This window comes from Streptomyces sp. So13.3 (assembly GCF_005860785.2).
GTDB classification, from domain to species: domain Bacteria; phylum Actinomycetota; class Actinomycetes; order Streptomycetales; family Streptomycetaceae; genus Actinacidiphila; species Actinacidiphila fildesensis.
On sequence record NZ_CP048835.1, the window covers coordinates 5,475,691 to 5,491,131 of the forward strand.

Genomic DNA, 15,441 nt, shown 5'->3' on the forward strand with positions numbered 1-15,441 from the left:
CGGTTGCCGGATTCTCCGGCGGCCGGGGGATCAGGCGTTTACGGGACCTGTTCCGAGTCCCACTCGGTCCGGTACTGCGACTCGAACTCCGTCAGATAGCGGCGCAGCGTCCCCTCGCTGAGCGGGCCGCCGGTGCGTCCCGTGACGCCGTAGTTCTCCAGCAGATAGCGGCCGAACTGACGCGGGTTGGGAAACTCGTTGACCTCGACGACATAGCGGCGGAACGCCCCGTAGTACTGCTCCTCGCGCGGCACGTCGGGCTCGATGTGCGGCGGGCGGTGCAGGGCGGGTTCCGCTTCCGGCTCCGGGTCGGGTTCGGGCTCGGGGTCCGGTTCCGGGATGTAGCTGTTGACGTTCACGGAGCCGTAGCCATTGGCGAGAGTACGGACGCGGCCGGGGGAGACAGGGACCATCGGGCGGCCGTCGGACCCCGGTGCCGGCTCCGGTACGGGTTCGGGTGCGGGCGCCGGTATTCGAGCGCGTGCGGGCTCCCGGACCGGCTCCTGCCGGGCCACGGGCCGCGGCGCGGGCTCCGGCTGCGCCTGCCGCTGCTGCTGTGGTTCCGGCTGAAGCTGCTCCTGCTCCCGCTGTTCCTGCTGGGCGGCCGGGTGCACCGTCTCCAGGGCCAGGGCGGCCACGGGTACGGGCGGCTGGGCCGGTACCGGTTCCTGGACGGTGATGCCGGCGGCGGCGAGGCCGAGGGTGGCGGTTTCGGCGAGGGGGATGCCGTAGCGGGCCAGCCGCAGCGGCATGAGGGCCTCGATGGGTGCTTTGCGGCGCCAGGCGCGGCCGTAGCGGGCTTGGAGGCGGGCCTGGTAGACGAGGCGGTCCTGCTCGAGGCGGATGACCTGGTCGTAGGAGCGCAGCTCCCACAGCTTCATGCGGCGCCACAGCTTGAAGGTGGGGAAGGGGGCGAGCAGCCAGCGGGTGAGGCGGACCGATTCCATGTGCTTGTCGGCCGTCAGGTCCGCGACCCGGCCCACCGCGTGCCGGGCGGCCTCGACGCAGACGACGAACAGCACCGGGATGATGCCGTGCATGCCGACCCCGACCGGGTCGGGCCAGGCGGCCGCGCCGTTGAACGCGATGGTCGCGGCGGTCAGCAGCCACGCGGTCTGGCGCAGCAGCGGGAACGGGATCCGCATCCACGTCAGCAGCAGATCCAGCGCCAGCAGCACCACGATCCCGGCGTCCACCCCGATCGGGAAGACGTTCGCGAACCAGCCGAAGCCCTTGTTCTGCGCGAGCTCCCGCACCGCGGCGTACGATCCCGCGAAACCGATCGCGGCGATCACCACCGCACCGGCGACGACCACACCGACAAGAATCCGGTGCGTCCGGGTCAAACGTATCGCGGGCACCCGCGACCCCTCCCACCCTCGGCAACTGGACGGCCCAGCCTGTCATATGGGGGCGCGGCCAGGTCGTACAAAGGTGCTGAAACCGGTGCAGGTGCGACCGGAGTTGTTACGTGTTCGCCGCCGCGTTCGCCGCCGCGACCGAAGCCACGGTCTCCTTCGCCGCCGCGACCGCGTCCTTCTGCAGCTGATCGGCCGCCGGGGTCTTCGCGCCCTCGAAGCCCGCCCCGTTGTGGGAGAGGATCACGATGACGTTGCCGGTCCGCACGACGACCGTCTCGTCCTGGTAGTTCAGCTTGTCCTTCTCCACCAGCGCGCTCACCAGGGTCGCCTCGTCGCCGACGCCGTCCGCCTTCGCGGACGTGGCGCCCTTGACCTGGGTCGCCGTGGCGACCTGCTCCGCGAAGCGCTTCTTGGCCTGCTCCTCGCCGCTGCCGACACCGTTCGCCGAGTCGAAGCGCTGCAGGCTCACGTCCAGCCAGCGGAACTGGTAGCCGTCGAGCCCGTTCCAGGAGCAGCCGCCGCGCTGGTCCTGGACCGAGGACTTCGCCGCCGTGCCCGCCGCGGACTTCACCTTCGGGACGAGTCGCGCCACGGTGGCCTGCGTCACCGACTTGCAGGCGTCGGGCAGCTTCGCGAACTTCGCGGCGGCGGCGGGAGCCGCCGAAGCGGACGTCTTGCCCGAGCCCGCGCCGTCCGGCTTCTTGGACGAGTCCGACCCCGACGAGCAGCCGGCGACGAGCAGTACCGGCACGGCGGCACAGGCGAGAACTCGGGCGATTCGCGGTGCTGAACGGTGCATGGGTCCTTCGCTCACTTCGTTGCTCCGACGGGGCGGTGGGCCGGCCGGGGCCGGGAAACGGACAGCCTACGGGGCGTCCGTTATCGGACGATCCGCTGTCACTTGATCGTCTTGACGAGCACGTCCGCCACTTGCTCCGCGCCCTGCTGCAGGTCAGCGCTCTGCGGAGCGGTGGCCTTGTCCGCCGACCACTGCGCGTACGAGACGGTCACGAGGACATTCGCCGTACGGAAAACGAGAGTGATGTCACGGTGCACCCCCGAGTCGCGGGTCATCAGCTCGTCGTCGAGGAAGGCCGCGTCGCCGACATCGGTGAGCAGTCGCGGTGCGAGATCGGGGGAGGTCACCGGAGAGGTCGCCGGAGAGGCCGGCGCGGTGGTGGGCGTCTGGCCCGGCAGACCGGCCGGGCTGCCGGGCGGCGCCACGGGCGGCGTCGTCGCCGGAGCGCCCGGAGCGCCCGGAGCGCCCGGAGTGCCCGGGGTCGTCGGGATGCCGGCCTGCAGCACCTTGGTGTCGTAGTCGGACTCGGCCTGCGCCTCGTCGCTCACCCCGGGGTCGTACGACACGACCCGCTCGAAGTCGATCTGCAGATAGCGGTTCCCCTGCGACGTCTCACCGGTCCAGGTGCAGCCGACCCGCCGGTTGGTGTCGTAGGTGAGCTCGGCATCACCCGTGTAGTCCGGTGCGTTCGGCACCAGCTTCTTGAGCGTGTCGGGTCCGAGCGAGCCGCACGGCTCCGGCAGCTTGCGGTACTTGCCGGGCGGCGCGGGGACGATCGTCTGGTCACCGGTCGCGGACTTGGCGTCCACCGCCGCCGGGTCCGCATCGCCGTCCGCGGTGCAGGCACTCAGCCCCGAGACGGCCAGTACGGCCGCGCAGACGATGCCCAGCAGTCCTCGCGATGGCTGCACTGGCCAGGCTCCTTCCGCCGGGGGGTGCCCCGAAATCCCTTGGCGCGCGCGTGCGTGCCGTGGACACAATGTCTACCGCACCTGCTGACGCGGCTGCGTGGCCGCCTGTGGTTATCGGGCGTTTCGTCCACATTATTGATGTCGTCACGGCGTGATTTCGTTGTGCCCATTTGTCCGTTCGAGAAGGGGGATGGAGATGTCCTACACCGAGGTGCCCGGCGTCCGGGTGCCGATCCGCATGTGGACCGACCCGGCTTCCGTCGAGGACGGCGCGATGCAGCAGCTCCGCAACGTCTCGTCGCTGCCCTGGATCAAGGGCCTCGCCGTGATGCCGGACGTCCACTACGGCAAGGGCGCGACGGTCGGCTCCGTCATCGCCATGCACGGCGCGGTCTGCCCCGCGGCGGTCGGCGTCGACATCGGCTGCGGCATGAGCGCGGTGAAGACCTCCCTCACGGCCAACGACCTGCCGGGCGATCTGTCCCGGCTCCGCTCGAAGATCGAGCAGGCGATCCCGGTCGGGCGTGGCATGCACCAGGAGATGGTCGACCCGCGCCGTATGCACGGCTTCCCGACGGCGGGGTGGGACGAGTTCTGGGCGGGCTTTGACGGGCTGGCGAAAGAGGTCAAATTCCGTCATGAACGGGCCACGAAGCAGATGGGAACGCTCGGCGGAGGCAATCACTTCTGCGAAGTAACGATCGCCGATGACAACTCCGTGTGGCTCATGCTGCACTCCGGCTCCCGCAACATCGGCAAGGAGCTTGCCGAGTACCACATCGGCGAGGCGCAGAAGCTGCCGCACAACCAGGACCTGGCCGACCGCGACCTCGCGGTCTTCATCTCCGACACCCCGCAGATGGCGGCCTACCGGAGCGACCTCTTCTGGGCGCAGGAGTACGCCAAGCGCAATCGCGCGATCATGATGGCGCTCTTCCAGGACGTGGTCCGCAAGGAGTTCAAGAAGGCCAAGGTGACCTTCGACGACGTGATCAGCTGCCACCACAACTACGTGGCGGAAGAGCGTTACGACGGCATGGACCTGCTCGTCACCCGTAAGGGCGCGATCCGGGCCGGCTCCGGTGAGTTCGGCATCATCCCGGGCTCGATGGGCACCGGCTCGTACATCGTGAAGGGCCTCGGCAACGCCGACGCGTTCAACTCCGCCTCGCACGGCGCGGGCCGCCGGATGAGCCGGGGCGCGGCGAAGAAGCGGTTCACGACGCGCGACCTGGAGGAGCAGACGCGGGGCGTGGAGTGCCGTAAGGACTCCGGCGTCGTCGACGAGATCCCGGGTGCGTACAAACCGATCGAGAAGGTCATCGAGCAGCAGCGGGACCTGGTCCAGGTCGTGGCGAAGCTGAAGCAGGTCGTCTGCGTCAAGGGCTGAGACACGTCGGTACGGCGGTGGGGGCGGGTGTGATCACCTGCCCCCACCGGCATGTCCTGCTCAGAGCTCGCGGTGGACCTTGTAGTTGGAGGCCTGGGCGCGGGGGCGGACGACGAGGAGGTCGATGTTGACGTGCGCGGGGCGGGTGACGGCCCAGGCGATGGTGTCGGCGACGTCGTCGGCGGAGAGGGGTTCCGCGACGCCCGCGTAGACCTTGGCGGCCTTGTCGGCGTCGCCGCCGAAGCGGGTGACGGCGAACTCGTCGGTCTTCACCATGCCGGGCGCGATCTCGATGACGCGGACCGGGTCGCCGCACAGTTCGAGGCGGAGGGTCTCGGCGATGACGTGCGCGCCGTGCTTGGCGGCCACGTAGCCGCCGCCGCCCTCGTAGCTGGCCAGGCCGGCGGTGGAGGAGAGCACGACGACCGTGCCGTCGCCACTGGCGGTGAGGGCCGGGAGCAGGGCCTGGGTGATGTTGAGGACGCCGAGCACGTTGACCTCGTACATCGCGCGCCAGTCGGCGGGGTCCGAGGTGGCGATGGTGTCGGCGCCGAGGGCGCCGCCCGCGTTGGCGACGAGGACGTCGCAGCGGTCGAGGGACGCGGCGAAGGCGTCGACGGCGGCGCGGTCGGTGACGTCCAGGGCGTGCGCGGCGGCCGAGTGGCCCGCGGCGGTGAGCTCCTTGGCGAGCGCTTCGAGGCGGTCGGCGCGGCGGGCAGTGAGCAGCACGTGGTAGCCGGCGGCGGCGAGCTTGCGGGCGGTCGCGGCACCGATGCCGCTGCTCGCCCCGGTGACCACTGCGGTACGGATGCTCATGTCACGGCGCCTTTCGACTGCGGATGGCTTGCCCATCGAGCATAAGTGGCGGGTCGGTGGCGTCCGCCGTCCGGATCGGATCTTCATTAGCATCGTCGTGCCCGGGTGTTCCGGCCGGGCCGGATCGTTCATGGAGGAATCAGTTCAGTGGTCGGCACGGGCACGGACGCCGCTGCGGCGCGGGTGGCGGAAGCGGGGGCGCGCCCGGCGCGGCGGCGGTTGCTGTGGCCGGTGGCCGTATGGCTGCTGACCCGGCTGGTGCTGGTGTCCGCGGCGCTGCGGCTCGGCCCGTTCAGCAGCAAGGACGGCCCGGACGTCTCGGTGTCGAAGGTGTACCGCGGCTGGTACGACGTGCTGAGTTCGGGCAGCTTCCCGCACGACGACGTGTCCTGGCAGTACCCGCCGGGCGCCGCGCTGCCGATTCTCGCCCCGCGGCTGGTGCCGTTCCTGGACTACTCGCACGCGTTCATCGTGCTGTGCGCGGTGTGCGACGCGGCGGTGCTGGCGGCGCTGGTGTACGCGGCCCGGTACCCGGACGGCCGGCGCAGTGTCGCCGGCGTCTGGATGTGGGTGGCGGGGCTGCCGCTGCTGAGCACGGTGCCGTGGAGCCGGTTCGACGTGATGGTGACGGCGGTCGCGGTGGGGGCGCTGCTGGCGGCCGGTACGCGGCGGGTGTGGGCGGACCGGGTGTTCGGGGTGCTGGTCGGGATCGGCGCGGTGGTGAAGGTGTGGCCGGTGCTGCTGCTCGTGGGTACGGCGCGCGGGCGGCGCACCCGGCACGCGTGGGTGGCGGCGGCGGTGTCGGCGGTGCTGGTGACGGTGGTCTTCCTGCTGGCGATGCCGGGCGCGCTGTCGTTTCTGACGTATCAGGGGGACCGCGGCATCGAGGTGGAGTCGCTCGGCGCGCTGCCGTTCCATCTGGCGCGGCACTTCGGCTGGTCGGGGCACTGGGCGCCGCGCGACGGTTCGATGGAGTTCATCGGCCCGTATGTGCAGGTGGTGGCGCGGGTGAGTGCGGCCCTGACGGTCGTCGCGTTCGGCTGGCTGCTGTTGTGGCGGGTGCGGTCGCGGGTGGGGCGTACGGAGGCCTGGGTGCTGCCGGACGCGGCGCTGACGGCCGTTCTGCTGTTCGTGGTGACGAGCCGGGTGATCAGCCCGCAGTACATGGTGTGGCTGGTGGGCCTGGCGGCGGTGTGCCTGCTGCACCGGGGGACGACGCAGCGGCCGGTGGCGTGGCTGGTGCTCGCCGCGTGCGTGCTGACGACGGCGGTGTTCCCGTACCTGTTCCGGGATCTGCTCGGCGGCTCGGTCCCGGCGGCGCTGCTGCTGGCGGCGCGCGATCTGATCCTGCTGGGGGCTGCGGTGCTGTCCGCGGCGCGGCTGTGGCGGGGAACGGTGCCGCCCCGGCGGACGGTCAGCGGACCTTGAAGCCCTGCTCGGTGAGCCAGCGGAAGACGTCGGGGACCTGGGACTTCCAGACGGCGGTGCCGTGGCCGCCGGCGCCCTCCGCGATCTGCACGACCTTGACCTTCGTCGGGGTCTTCGCCGCCTTCCGCAGGGCCACACCGTCCTGGTAGCCGTCGCCCGAGGCGCCGGAGATGTAGAGCGCCGTGTGCGGCGGGTGCGCGGCGTGCTGCAGCATGAACAGCGGGTTGGCCTTCTCGCGCAGCACCGGGTCCTTGGCGGTGAGGGAGTCCTTCTCCGCGGCGGGGTTGTTGTACCCGGACAGGCTGACGCCGGCCGCGTACCGGTCGGGGTGCTCGATGGCGAGGCGCGCGGCGCAGTGGGCGCCGGCGGAGTATCCGACGACGGCCCAGCCCGCGGCGTTGTCCTGGACGCGGAAGTTGTCGGTCACCATGCGGCGGACGTCGACGCTCAGCCAGGTGTCGGCGTTGACCTTGCCGGGGATGTTGGCGCAGCCGGTGTCCTGGCCGCCGAGCAGCGTGGTGCGCGGTGAGATGAGGATGAACGGGGCGACCTTGCCGCTCGCCATCAGGGGCTTGAGCTGCGACTGGACCTTGAGGGTGCCGTACCAGGCCTTGGCGGAGCCGGGGTAGCCGGGGAGCATCTCGACGACCGGGAACTGCTTGTCCTTGAAGGCGGGGTCGTTGTACTGCGGCGGCAGCCAGACGTAGACCTCGCCCTGGACGCCGGACACCCGGCCCTTGAGGTCGGCCTGCTGGACGTCGTCCATGTTCGGGCCCTTGGCCTGCTTGAACTTCTGCTCGATCTTCGGCTCGCGCTTGGCCTGCGCCGCGCCTCCGTCGGGACCGAGGTCGGCGGTGGCCTGGACGTGGGTGCCGGTGCCGAGGAGGTCTTCCCAATTGTCGTACAGGTTGTTGGAGTTGTTCACGATCACGAAGACCATGAGCACCGAGGTCACCTGGCAGAGCAGCAGCATGCCGAATCTGGCCGCGTGCCGTACCGCCCGCGGTCCGCGCAGCCGGCTCCACAGGGTGAGCGGCAGTGCCAGGGCGACCAGCACGAAGAGGATCGTGCACAGGAAGAACGGGGTCCCCGTCAGGCTCATCACAACTCTCGATTCCCAATCTTGGGCGCAGTGCCCCGGCCCAGCGTTCCGCCCGCGTGTGAGCCTCTCGCCATGACGAGACGGAATTCGGGCTGTCTGGGTTGCCCGGCTTCTCCCCGGTAATTGGGACGAGGGTCACGCCGGTTACGGGCAACGGCGGCGGTGTGATCCACGGCACCCCGGCGGGCCGGAACGGTGGGTGGAGATCCGGAATCACAACAGGCGTAAGCGTCGCTTCGCCCTGTCGGGCCGGATGAAGAGGGGGACAACCCCGTGAAACGTTGGCCCATGGCAGCGGCCGCCGTCCTGGTGCTGCTCCTCTTCGCCGGTTACGGTTCGCGGCCTGTTCCGTTCAGCGGCAGCGGTCCGGACTTCCCGCACAGTTCGGCGGGGACGGCCGCGTCGGTCCTGACCGGCACGCACGCACCGTTCACGGAGCAGCGGACGACGCTGGCGAGCGGTACCAAGATCGGTGTGACGACGTACCGGGGGAAGAAGTCCGGGTTCACGGGCAAGGTCTGGGTGTGGGCGCCGCCGCAGTACTACGACCCGAAGTACGCGAAGAGCGCGTTCCCGGTGCTGATCGCGCTGCCCGGGGCCTACGGCTTCCCGGAGAACTACTGGACGCGCGGCAGCCTGGGCCTTCAGGAGGACGTGGCGCGGTGGACGTCGCAGGGCAGCAGCCTGCCGTTCATCATCGTCATGCCGGTGATGAATCCCGGGCCGCACTATCACGACTGCAGTGACATCCCGGGTCAGCAGAAGATGGGGACCTGGATGACGAGCGATGTCCCGGACCTGGTCCGGGCGAACTTCCGTACGTTCAAGGACCGCGACGGCTGGGCCTTCATGGGCTCGTCGTCGGGCGGTTTCTGCGCGCTGAAGAGCGTGCTCCAGCACCCGGAGACGTTCAAGGCGGCCATAGTGAGCGGCCCCGACATCGTGCCGGACTCGTCCCTGTGGCGCGGTCACCTCGACGCGAAGCAGGCGAACAACCCGCAGGTCCTGGCGCAGCGGCTGATCGACCGGCACGGGCCCGAGGTGTACCTCGCGTTCCAGGTCGGGACCGAGGAGAGCCGCGGGGAGCTGGCGAAGGTGAAGCAGTTCATCGCCGGCTACGGGACCGGCCCGGTCAGGACCCGCCTGCAGGTCATAGTGGGCGGCGGCCACAACGGGCTCTCCTACCTGCGGGGCATGGGGCAGGGCTCCATGAAGTGGATCAGCGACCATCTGCGGGGCCCGGCACCGGCGGCGTGACGGCCCTGCCGGTCCGGACCGGACGTGGCGTCGGCCTCAGCGCCGGAAGGCGAGGACGCGCCGGAGCAGTGCGGTGGCCCGCCAGTACGCGTCCAGGGCGAATCCGGCGGCGGCGGCGAGCGCCAGCACGGGCCGGGCGAACGGCGGGGCGGTGAGCTGACGACCGGTCGCCATCGTGCTGGATGTCGGAAATGTAGCCATATTTGGACGGTAGCGACTGGTCCGGCGCATGTCCTGCCAGACGCACCCGAACCGCGCCAATGCCTTCCGATGGACGTTACTCGCTGCGCGAGGCCAGATACGCCCTTGCTTTCACCAGTACGGCCGCACGGGCGCCGAACGCCACGCATTCCCCCCGGCCCGGAGATCCGCACCCGCATTCCGCCGTCCGGGTTCCGTTCCAGCGCGACGACGTCCTTGGGCGCGAACGTCCATCCGTCGATCCTCAGGTCGGACACACCCGTGAACGACAGGAACATCTCGAACGCGTTGAGCCCCTTCTCCGTCCATTCGGGCAGCGGGTGATCGGGAAGCCGGTCCAGTGCGAAGCCGAGGGTGACGCGGGCAGGGCCCCCGGTGGTTGCCGAGCGCTACGCGGCGGGTGTGGCGGGTGTGGGGAGGAGGGTGCGCAGATCGGCGATCTCGTAGCCGCGGGCGCGGACCGCGTCGATGATCAGCGGGAGGGCCAGGGCGTCGAGGATCGGGCCGCGGCCGTTCGGGTCGCCGACGTGCATCTGGATGATCTCGCCCGGCGCCAGGGAGTTCAGGGCACGGTTGACGGCCTTCTGCACGGTCATCCCGCCCGCCGTGCCGAGGTAGCCGTTGGTGTCGTCGGTCCACTCGATGTTGGCGAAGCCCATCGCGTTGACCTCCGCGACCTGCTGCGCGTTGGTCTCGCCGTAGGGGAAGCGGAAGAACGGCAGCGGCGCCGTCCCGATCGCCGCGCGAAGGGCCTGGTCGGCGAGGCGCACCTCGCGCTCCCGGCCCGAGCAGGTCAGGTCGGCGAAGTGCGGGTGGCTGTAGCTGTGGCTGGCGATGCCGTGTCCGGCCGCCGCCATCGACCGGGCCGCGGCCGGGTGCAGTTCGGCGAACTGGCCGGTGAGGAAGAAGGTGGCCGGCGCCTGGTAGTCGTGCAGCACCTTCAGGACGGTGTCCAGGCCCGTCTCGTCCCACGCCGAGTTGAACGTCAGCGCGACCACCTGACGATCGGTGGGCATCGTGCGGACCGTCCTGCCGAGGAGGTTCGACGGCAGCGCGGCTGTCGGCGTCGTGCCTGTCGTGCCTGTCGGGCATACGGCTGCCGGTGCGGGTGCCGCGGCGGCCACGACGGCGAGCCGGTCGGGCCGGTCGGGCCGGTCGGGAGGAGTCAGGCCGGTCGCGGGGACGGCGGCCGACGCGACGATCGCGGCCATGGCGGCGACGGTGGTCAGCACCCGGCCGAGGATCCGGGGCGGCTGTGAGCTCGGGAGAGCGGTGCGCTGGTTCATATCGCGGTCAGCGTAGGAGCGTCCGGCACGGTGGACAGGACGGCGCGAGGCGGGGCGCGTGTCGTTCGCCGGGGTGGCCCATCCCGGGGCATGCCGGGCCGCCGGTACGGCGGACTGATCCATCCGTGTGAGGGTCCCGTCCTTGACGCGAATTGCCGTGCGACGGCGCACTACGTTGCTGGTCCAGGCATATGCCGTAGGGCCGAGGCGAGGATGAAACGGGCATGGTTGCGACACCGGTTGACGGCACGGGGGACGGTCGGCCGGCGCGACCGCGCTCGGCCTCGCAAGCCGGAGCCCCGCCCGCGCCGACGCGCCGCCCGCCGGCCCGCACCGTGGGATGCCCCGTCCGGCGGTCACCGGTGCCTTCGCGCGCCGGGACTTCAAGTGGCTGCCCATCACGGATCAGAAGGCGGCGCTGACCTTCGACTGCGGCGCCGGCCCGGACGGCGCCGAGATGATCCTCAAGACGCTGCGGGACCGGCGGGTACCGGCGACCTTCTTCATGACCGGACGCTTCGCCGCGGACAACCCCGCGCTGGCCCGGTACATCGCGCGCCGCTACCCGGTGGGCAACCACTCCATGACCCACCCGTCGTTCCCCACCATCACCCCGCAGCGGCGGGCCGAGGAAGTCCAGTCGGCGGCCGACGCGATCGAGACGGCCATCGGCAGGCCGTCCGAGGCGCTGTTCCGCTTCCCCTTCGGGCTCCGCACCCGGCCGTGCATCACCGAGGTCAACGCCGCCGGCTACGTCCCGGTCAAATGGACGGTGGACACCGCGGGCTGGAAGGGCACGATCGGCGGGGCGAGCACGGCGACGGTCGTCGACCGGACCCTGCAGGCCCTGCGGCCGGGCGCGATCGTCCTGATGCACCTCGGTGCCACGCCGGAGGATCACTCCGCAGTCGACGCCACCGCGCTGCCCGACCTCATCGACGCCATCAGGACCCGCGAATACGGCTTCACCACCCTCCGGGGCCTGCTCGCCGCGCGTTGACCTCCCGCTCACCCGTCCGGCAGAAAGCGATCATGGGCCAGATCTCCCGCAGGACCCTGACCACGGCCGCCGCGGCCGGGGCGGTGACGGCCGGGTCCGTCACGATCGGCGGCGGCACGACGTCGTACGCGGCGTCCGGGCGCCGCGACGGAGCACAGAACGGGCGCCGGCAGTTCCGCGGCATGTGGCTGACCACCGCGTTCAACCGCGACTGGCCGTCCCCCGGGCTGTCCCCTGCCGGGCAGCGGCGGGAGTTGGCCGGGCTGCTGGACATCGCGGTCACCCGCCGGTTGAACGCGGTCGTTCTCCAGGTCAGAGGGCTGGCGGACGCGCTGTGGCCCTCGCCGTACGAGCCGTGGGCGAAATGCCTCACCGGTGTTCAGGGACGCGATCCGGGCTGGGACCCGCTGGACTTCGCCGTACGCGAAGCGCACCTGCGCGGGCTGGAGTTGCACGCCTGGTTCAACCCGTACCGGATCGCCACACACCCTGACCCGACACGGCTGTCGGCCGCCCACCCGGCGCGGCTGCACCCCGAGTGGGTGGTGCCCTACGGCAAGGCGCTCTTCTACAACCCCGGGCTTCCCGAGGTCCGCCGCTTCGTCCAGGACGCGATGCTCGACGCCGTCGCCCGCTACGACGTGGACGGCCTGCACTGGGACGACTACTTCTACCCGTACCCGATCCCCGGGCAGACCTTCGACGACGACGCCGCGTACGCGCGGTACGGCGGGGACTTCCCCGACCGGGCCGCCTGGCGGCGCGACAACATCGACCTTCTGGTGCGCGAGACCGGGCTGCGGATCGAGGAGCTGAACCGGTCCCCGCTGGGCGGCGGTTCACCGCGCGAGCGGCGGGTGCGCTTCGGCGTCAGCCCGTTCGCGATCTGGCGCAACCGGACCACGGACCCCGAGGGTTCCGACACCCAGGGCGCCGCCGAGTCCTATGACGGCATCTACGCCGATACGCGTACCTGGGTGCGGCGGGGATGGATCGACTACATCGCGCCGATGATCTACTGGCATATCGGGAACGATGTGGCCGACTACGCCCGGCTTGTCTCCTGGTGGGCGGAAACATGCCGTGGCACGAACACGCATCTGTACATTGGTGAGGCTCTGTACAAAGCGGGCAACCCGGCTCAGTTCAGCGCCTGGCAGGATCCGGCGGAACTCTCCCGGCATCTCACTTTCGGCCACCGCTTCCCCGAGGTGCGCGGCAACATCTACTTCGCCTCGAAGGAAGTGGCGGCCGACCGGATCGGGGCCATGCGGCGCGTAGTGGCCGACCACTATCCGACCCGGGTGCGGACCCCGCGCTGACCCCGGCCGGCCCCGCGCCGATCCGGTGAACGACGATCGCGCGGACCCCGGTCGAAGCGGTCCGCGCGATCGGAGGGTCACATCCGGCGGTCTTGTCCGACCGCGCCGACGGCCGTGATCACTCGACCGAGACGCTCGAATCGGCGTCGACCGAGGCTTCCGCGCCCGGCTGGATGGTCGAAACCTGATCGTTCGCGTCGGTGTTGCACTCCCAGGTGTCCCACACCACGACGACCTTGTCCGTGTTGTTCTTGACCGGCATGGGATCCGGCGTGGCACTCGAACCGCCATTGGACGAGTCGGGGGGAGTGAGGTCGAAGCAGCCCACCGGGTCGACGTGGTCGACGCCGTTGATGGTGAGGGTGCCGGTGGCAGCCTGCGCGGAACCAGGCACCGCCACCATGAGCAGGGCGGCGGAGGCGAGAGCGCCCAGAATCGTAACCATGTGTGACCGCATCATGACTCCCTGTCAGGGGGAGTCGACCTTATCCCGCCGAGGTGGGCATATTCGCCCCGAAAGTGCGCATTCGGGCGTACGGGCGAAATCGGGCGAAGCGTGGCAGGTCAGGGCCAGACCAGGCAGTACAGCTGGTGGCCGGCCTCATGGCAGCGGGACGCGAAGCCCTGCCATTCATGGAGCATCTGGTAGATGACGAAGGCATCTCGGGGGCCGCGCCGGTCCGGGACGGTGGACCAGATGAAGGCGGCGGCGCCGAGTTCCTCTTCGCCGGCCTTGCGGAGGGGTTCCACAACGCTCATGGGGAGCTTGACGACGGCGTAGTCCGGGTGGAGGACGACGAGTTCCAGCGGCGGGACCTTGGCCGGGGGTATGCCCTCGATGCCGGTGAGCACCATGGCGGCCATGGTCTCCGGCTTGACCTTGGTGTACATGCCGTTGCCGAGCTCGTCACCGCCGAGCTCCTCGGGGCGCATGGAGATCGGGACCCGGGCGGCTGTGGCGCCATCGGGTGCCCCGAAGTACTTGTAGGTCACCCCCACTCGGCCACCCCTGCTCCCACTCTCCGCGGCTGCTCTGCGATCGCGATCGGCGGACCGACGACGCCTGCCGGTGGGCCGGGCGTGTTGGGGCTCGTGGTCGCCCGTTCCCTCGCCCAGTTCGCCACCGCGCTGCATTTCACTACCCGACCATTCACAGACCCAACCGCGCAACCCGATCATCGTCTCAGATGCCGGGTCGAGACCTGCGCGCGCAACGCCCGGCGTTTGAGAGCATGTGCCTGTGAGCTATCCGTACGAAGCCCCAGTTTCGCAGGTTCTGTTCGACCGAGCTGCCGCCGTGACGCCCGGAGGTGTGAACTCCCCGGTCCGCGCCTTCCGCGCGGTGGGCGGTACGCCCCGGTTCATGGTGTCCGGGAAGGGTCCGTACCTCACGGACGCCGACGGCAGGGAGTACGTCGACCTCGTGTGCTCGTGGGGTCCGATGATCCTCGGCCACGCGCACCCGGAGGTGATCGGCGCCGTACAGGAGGCCGTGACGCGCGGTACCTCCTTCGGCACCCCCGGTGAGGGGGAGGTGCTGCTGGGCGAGGAGATCGTGGCGCGGATCGGCCCGGTGGAGCAGGTCCGCCTGGTGTCGTCCGGGACCGAGGCGACCATGTCGGCGATCAGGCTGGCGCGTGGCTTCACGGGCCGGGCCAAGGTGGTGAAGTTCGCTGGTTGCTACCACGGTCATGTGGACGCGCTGCTGGCGGCGGCCGGTTCCGGGGTCGCCACGTTCGGGTTGCCGGACACGCCCGGGGTGACGGGCGCGCAGGCCGGCGACACGATCGTGCTGCCGTACAACGATCTCGAGGCCGTGCGGGCGGCGTTCGCCGCGCACCCCGGCGAGATCGCGTGTGTGATCACCGAGGCGTCGCCCGGCAACATGGGTGTGGTGCCGCCCGCGGCGGGCTTCAACGCCGGGCTGAAGAGCCTCTGTGCGGAGAACGGCGCGCTCTACATCTCCGACGAGGTGATGACGGGCTTCCGTGTTTCGAAGGCCGGCTGGTTCGGGCTCGACGGTGTCGAACCCGACCTGATGACCTTCGGCAAGGTCATGGGCGGCGGCTTCCCGGCCGCCGCATTCGGTGGCCGCGCGGACGTCATGGGCCATCTCGCACCGGCCGGTCCGGTCTACCAGGCAGGCACGCTGTCGGGTAATCCGGTGGCGACCGCGGCGGGTCTGGCGCAGCTGCGGCTCTGCGACGACGCGGTGTACGCGACCGTGGACGCGGTGTCCGAGCGGGTGTCGTCGCTGGTCAGCGAGGCGCTCACCAAGGAGGGCGTCGCCCACCGGCTGCAGAAGGCCGGGAACATGTTCTCGGTGTTCTTCACCGACGAGCAGGTGACCAACTACGACGAGGCGAAGCGGCAGCAGGCGTTCCGCTTCACCGGGTTCTTCCACTCGATGCTGGCGCACGGCGTCTACCTGCCGCCGTCGGCCTTCGAGTCCTGGTTCGTTTCGGCGGCCCACGACGACGCGGCGATCGAGCGGATCGCCGCCGCGCTGCCGGCCGCGGCGCGCGCCGCGGCCGAGGCGACGGAATGAGCGGGGACGACGGAAAGATG

Annotated in this window: 15 protein-coding genes and 1 pseudogene; 6 read left to right on the forward strand and 10 right to left on the reverse strand. The window is 70.5% G+C overall.

Features of this window, described 5'->3' with window-relative positions:
• Positions 1-38: 38 nt before the first annotated feature.
• From C8250_RS24720 to C8250_RS24730, 3 genes are all read right to left on the reverse strand, one after another.
• On the reverse strand, positions 39-1,361 hold the full coding sequence (locus C8250_RS24720) for a DUF2637 domain-containing protein (protein WP_138355139.1): 1,323 nt from the start codon (positions 1,359-1,361) through the stop codon (positions 39-41).
• Between the two features lie 106 nt (positions 1,362-1,467).
• Positions 1,468-2,160: a DUF3558 domain-containing protein gene (locus C8250_RS24725; protein WP_138355140.1), complete on the reverse strand. Its 693-nt coding sequence runs from the start codon at positions 2,158-2,160 to the stop codon at positions 1,468-1,470.
• A gap of 98 nt (positions 2,161-2,258) precedes the next feature.
• Positions 2,259-3,071 carry a hypothetical protein gene (locus C8250_RS24730; protein ID WP_138355141.1) on the reverse strand — a complete coding sequence of 271 codons (813 nt, stop codon included), beginning with the start codon at positions 3,069-3,071 and terminating at the stop codon, positions 2,259-2,261.
• A 196-nt stretch (positions 3,072-3,267) separates the two neighbouring features.
• Between C8250_RS24730 and C8250_RS24735 the strand changes: the two genes are divergently transcribed.
• A complete protein-coding gene (locus C8250_RS24735) occupies positions 3,268-4,461 on the forward strand; it encodes an RtcB family protein (protein WP_138355142.1) in 1,194 nt (397 codons plus the stop codon).
• A gap of 60 nt (positions 4,462-4,521) precedes the next feature.
• Here C8250_RS24735 and C8250_RS24740 read toward each other — a convergent pair whose 3' ends face one another.
• Positions 4,522-5,277 carry an SDR family oxidoreductase gene (locus C8250_RS24740; protein ID WP_138355143.1) on the reverse strand — a complete coding sequence of 252 codons (756 nt, stop codon included), beginning with the start codon at positions 5,275-5,277 and terminating at the stop codon, positions 4,522-4,524.
• Positions 5,278-5,424: 147 nt separating this feature from the next.
• Between C8250_RS24740 and C8250_RS24745 the strand changes: the two genes are divergently transcribed.
• Positions 5,425-6,705 carry a glycosyltransferase family 87 protein gene (locus C8250_RS24745; protein WP_244809342.1) on the forward strand — a complete coding sequence of 427 codons (1,281 nt, stop codon included), beginning with the start codon at positions 5,425-5,427 and terminating at the stop codon, positions 6,703-6,705.
• Here the strand turns inward: C8250_RS24745 and C8250_RS24750 are convergent.
• Positions 6,692-7,807, reverse strand: a complete 1,116-nt coding sequence (locus C8250_RS24750; protein ID WP_187144974.1) for an alpha/beta hydrolase-fold protein — start codon at positions 7,805-7,807, stop codon at positions 6,692-6,694. The two genes, C8250_RS24745 and C8250_RS24750, sit on opposite strands and share 14 nt — an antisense overlap.
• 288 nt (positions 7,808-8,095) lie before the next feature.
• Between C8250_RS24750 and C8250_RS24755 the strand changes: the two genes are divergently transcribed.
• Positions 8,096-9,064, forward strand: a complete 969-nt coding sequence (locus C8250_RS24755; RefSeq protein WP_138355144.1) for an alpha/beta hydrolase-fold protein — start codon at positions 8,096-8,098, stop codon at positions 9,062-9,064.
• Positions 9,065-9,100: 36 nt separating this feature from the next.
• Here C8250_RS24755 and C8250_RS43680 read toward each other — a convergent pair whose 3' ends face one another.
• The 3 genes and pseudogenes from C8250_RS43680 to C8250_RS24765 all read right to left on the reverse strand — a co-directional run bounded on the left by C8250_RS43680 (position 9,101) and on the right by C8250_RS24765 (position 10,551).
• Positions 9,101-9,265: a hypothetical protein gene (locus C8250_RS43680; protein ID WP_232484687.1), complete on the reverse strand. Its 165-nt coding sequence runs from the start codon at positions 9,263-9,265 to the stop codon at positions 9,101-9,103.
• A 155-nt stretch (positions 9,266-9,420) separates the two neighbouring features.
• Positions 9,421-9,618: pseudogene (locus C8250_RS44905) on the reverse strand (hypothetical protein); the annotation flags it as partial.
• Positions 9,619-9,654: 36 nt separating this feature from the next.
• Complete coding sequence (locus tag C8250_RS24765; RefSeq protein WP_244809343.1) at positions 9,655-10,551, reverse strand: polysaccharide deacetylase family protein; 897 nt, start codon at positions 10,549-10,551, stop codon at positions 9,655-9,657.
• Between the two features lie 340 nt (positions 10,552-10,891).
• Here C8250_RS24765 and C8250_RS24770 point away from each other — a divergent pair, with 340 nt between their 5' ends.
• Together C8250_RS24770 and C8250_RS24775 are read left to right on the forward strand one after the other, a co-directional pair.
• On the forward strand, positions 10,892-11,551 hold the full coding sequence (locus tag C8250_RS24770; RefSeq protein ID WP_138355145.1) for a polysaccharide deacetylase family protein: 660 nt from the start codon (positions 10,892-10,894) through the stop codon (positions 11,549-11,551).
• Positions 11,552-11,583: 32 nt separating this feature from the next.
• Entirely contained in the window at positions 11,584-12,873 is a 1,290-nt protein-coding gene (locus C8250_RS24775; RefSeq protein ID WP_138355146.1) for a family 10 glycosylhydrolase, read from the forward strand.
• Between the two features lie 118 nt (positions 12,874-12,991).
• Here the strand turns inward: C8250_RS24775 and C8250_RS24780 are convergent, their stop codons facing one another.
• Both C8250_RS24780 and C8250_RS24785 read right to left on the reverse strand, forming a co-directional pair.
• Positions 12,992-13,318: a hypothetical protein gene (locus C8250_RS24780; RefSeq protein ID WP_138355147.1), complete on the reverse strand. Its 327-nt coding sequence runs from the start codon at positions 13,316-13,318 to the stop codon at positions 12,992-12,994.
• Between the two features lie 119 nt (positions 13,319-13,437).
• A complete protein-coding gene (locus C8250_RS24785; protein WP_187144975.1) occupies positions 13,438-14,007 on the reverse strand; it encodes a hypothetical protein in 570 nt (189 codons plus the stop codon).
• Between the two features lie 106 nt (positions 14,008-14,113).
• On the opposite strand from C8250_RS24785, the gene hemL reads away from it, so the two are divergent.
• A complete protein-coding gene (gene hemL, locus C8250_RS24790; RefSeq protein WP_138355148.1) occupies positions 14,114-15,421 on the forward strand; it encodes a glutamate-1-semialdehyde 2,1-aminomutase in 1,308 nt (435 codons plus the stop codon).
• Positions 15,422-15,441: the final 20 nt, after the last annotated feature.

What these genes read in the sequence shown, in the direction of transcription:
- C8250_RS24775 (WP_138355146.1), top strand. Translation starts at nt 11,584, where the DNA reads ATGGGCCAGATCTCCCGCAGGACCCTGACCACGGCCGCCGCGGCCGGG.
- C8250_RS43680 (WP_232484687.1), bottom strand. Translation starts at nt 9,265, where the DNA reads ATGGCTACATTTCCGACATCCAGCACGATGGCGACCGGTCGTCAGCTC.
- C8250_RS24725 (WP_138355140.1), bottom strand. Translation starts at nt 2,160, where the DNA reads ATGCACCGTTCAGCACCGCGAATCGCCCGAGTTCTCGCCTGTGCCGCC.
- C8250_RS24750 (WP_187144974.1), bottom strand. Translation starts at nt 7,807, where the DNA reads ATGAGCCTGACGGGGACCCCGTTCTTCCTGTGCACGATCCTCTTCGTG.
- C8250_RS24735 (WP_138355142.1), top strand. Translation starts at nt 3,268, where the DNA reads ATGTCCTACACCGAGGTGCCCGGCGTCCGGGTGCCGATCCGCATGTGG.
- C8250_RS24765 (WP_244809343.1), bottom strand. Translation starts at nt 10,551, where the DNA reads ATGAACCAGCGCACCGCTCTCCCGAGCTCACAGCCGCCCCGGATCCTC.
- C8250_RS24785 (WP_187144975.1), bottom strand. Translation starts at nt 14,007, where the DNA reads ATGCAGCGCGGTGGCGAACTGGGCGAGGGAACGGGCGACCACGAGCCC.
- C8250_RS24755 (WP_138355144.1), top strand. Translation starts at nt 8,096, where the DNA reads ATGGCAGCGGCCGCCGTCCTGGTGCTGCTCCTCTTCGCCGGTTACGGT.
- C8250_RS24740 (WP_138355143.1), bottom strand. Translation starts at nt 5,277, where the DNA reads ATGAGCATCCGTACCGCAGTGGTCACCGGGGCGAGCAGCGGCATCGGT.
- C8250_RS24780 (WP_138355147.1), bottom strand. Translation starts at nt 13,318, where the DNA reads ATGGTTACGATTCTGGGCGCTCTCGCCTCCGCCGCCCTGCTCATGGTG.
- C8250_RS24770 (WP_138355145.1), top strand. Translation starts at nt 10,892, where the DNA reads ATGCCCCGTCCGGCGGTCACCGGTGCCTTCGCGCGCCGGGACTTCAAG.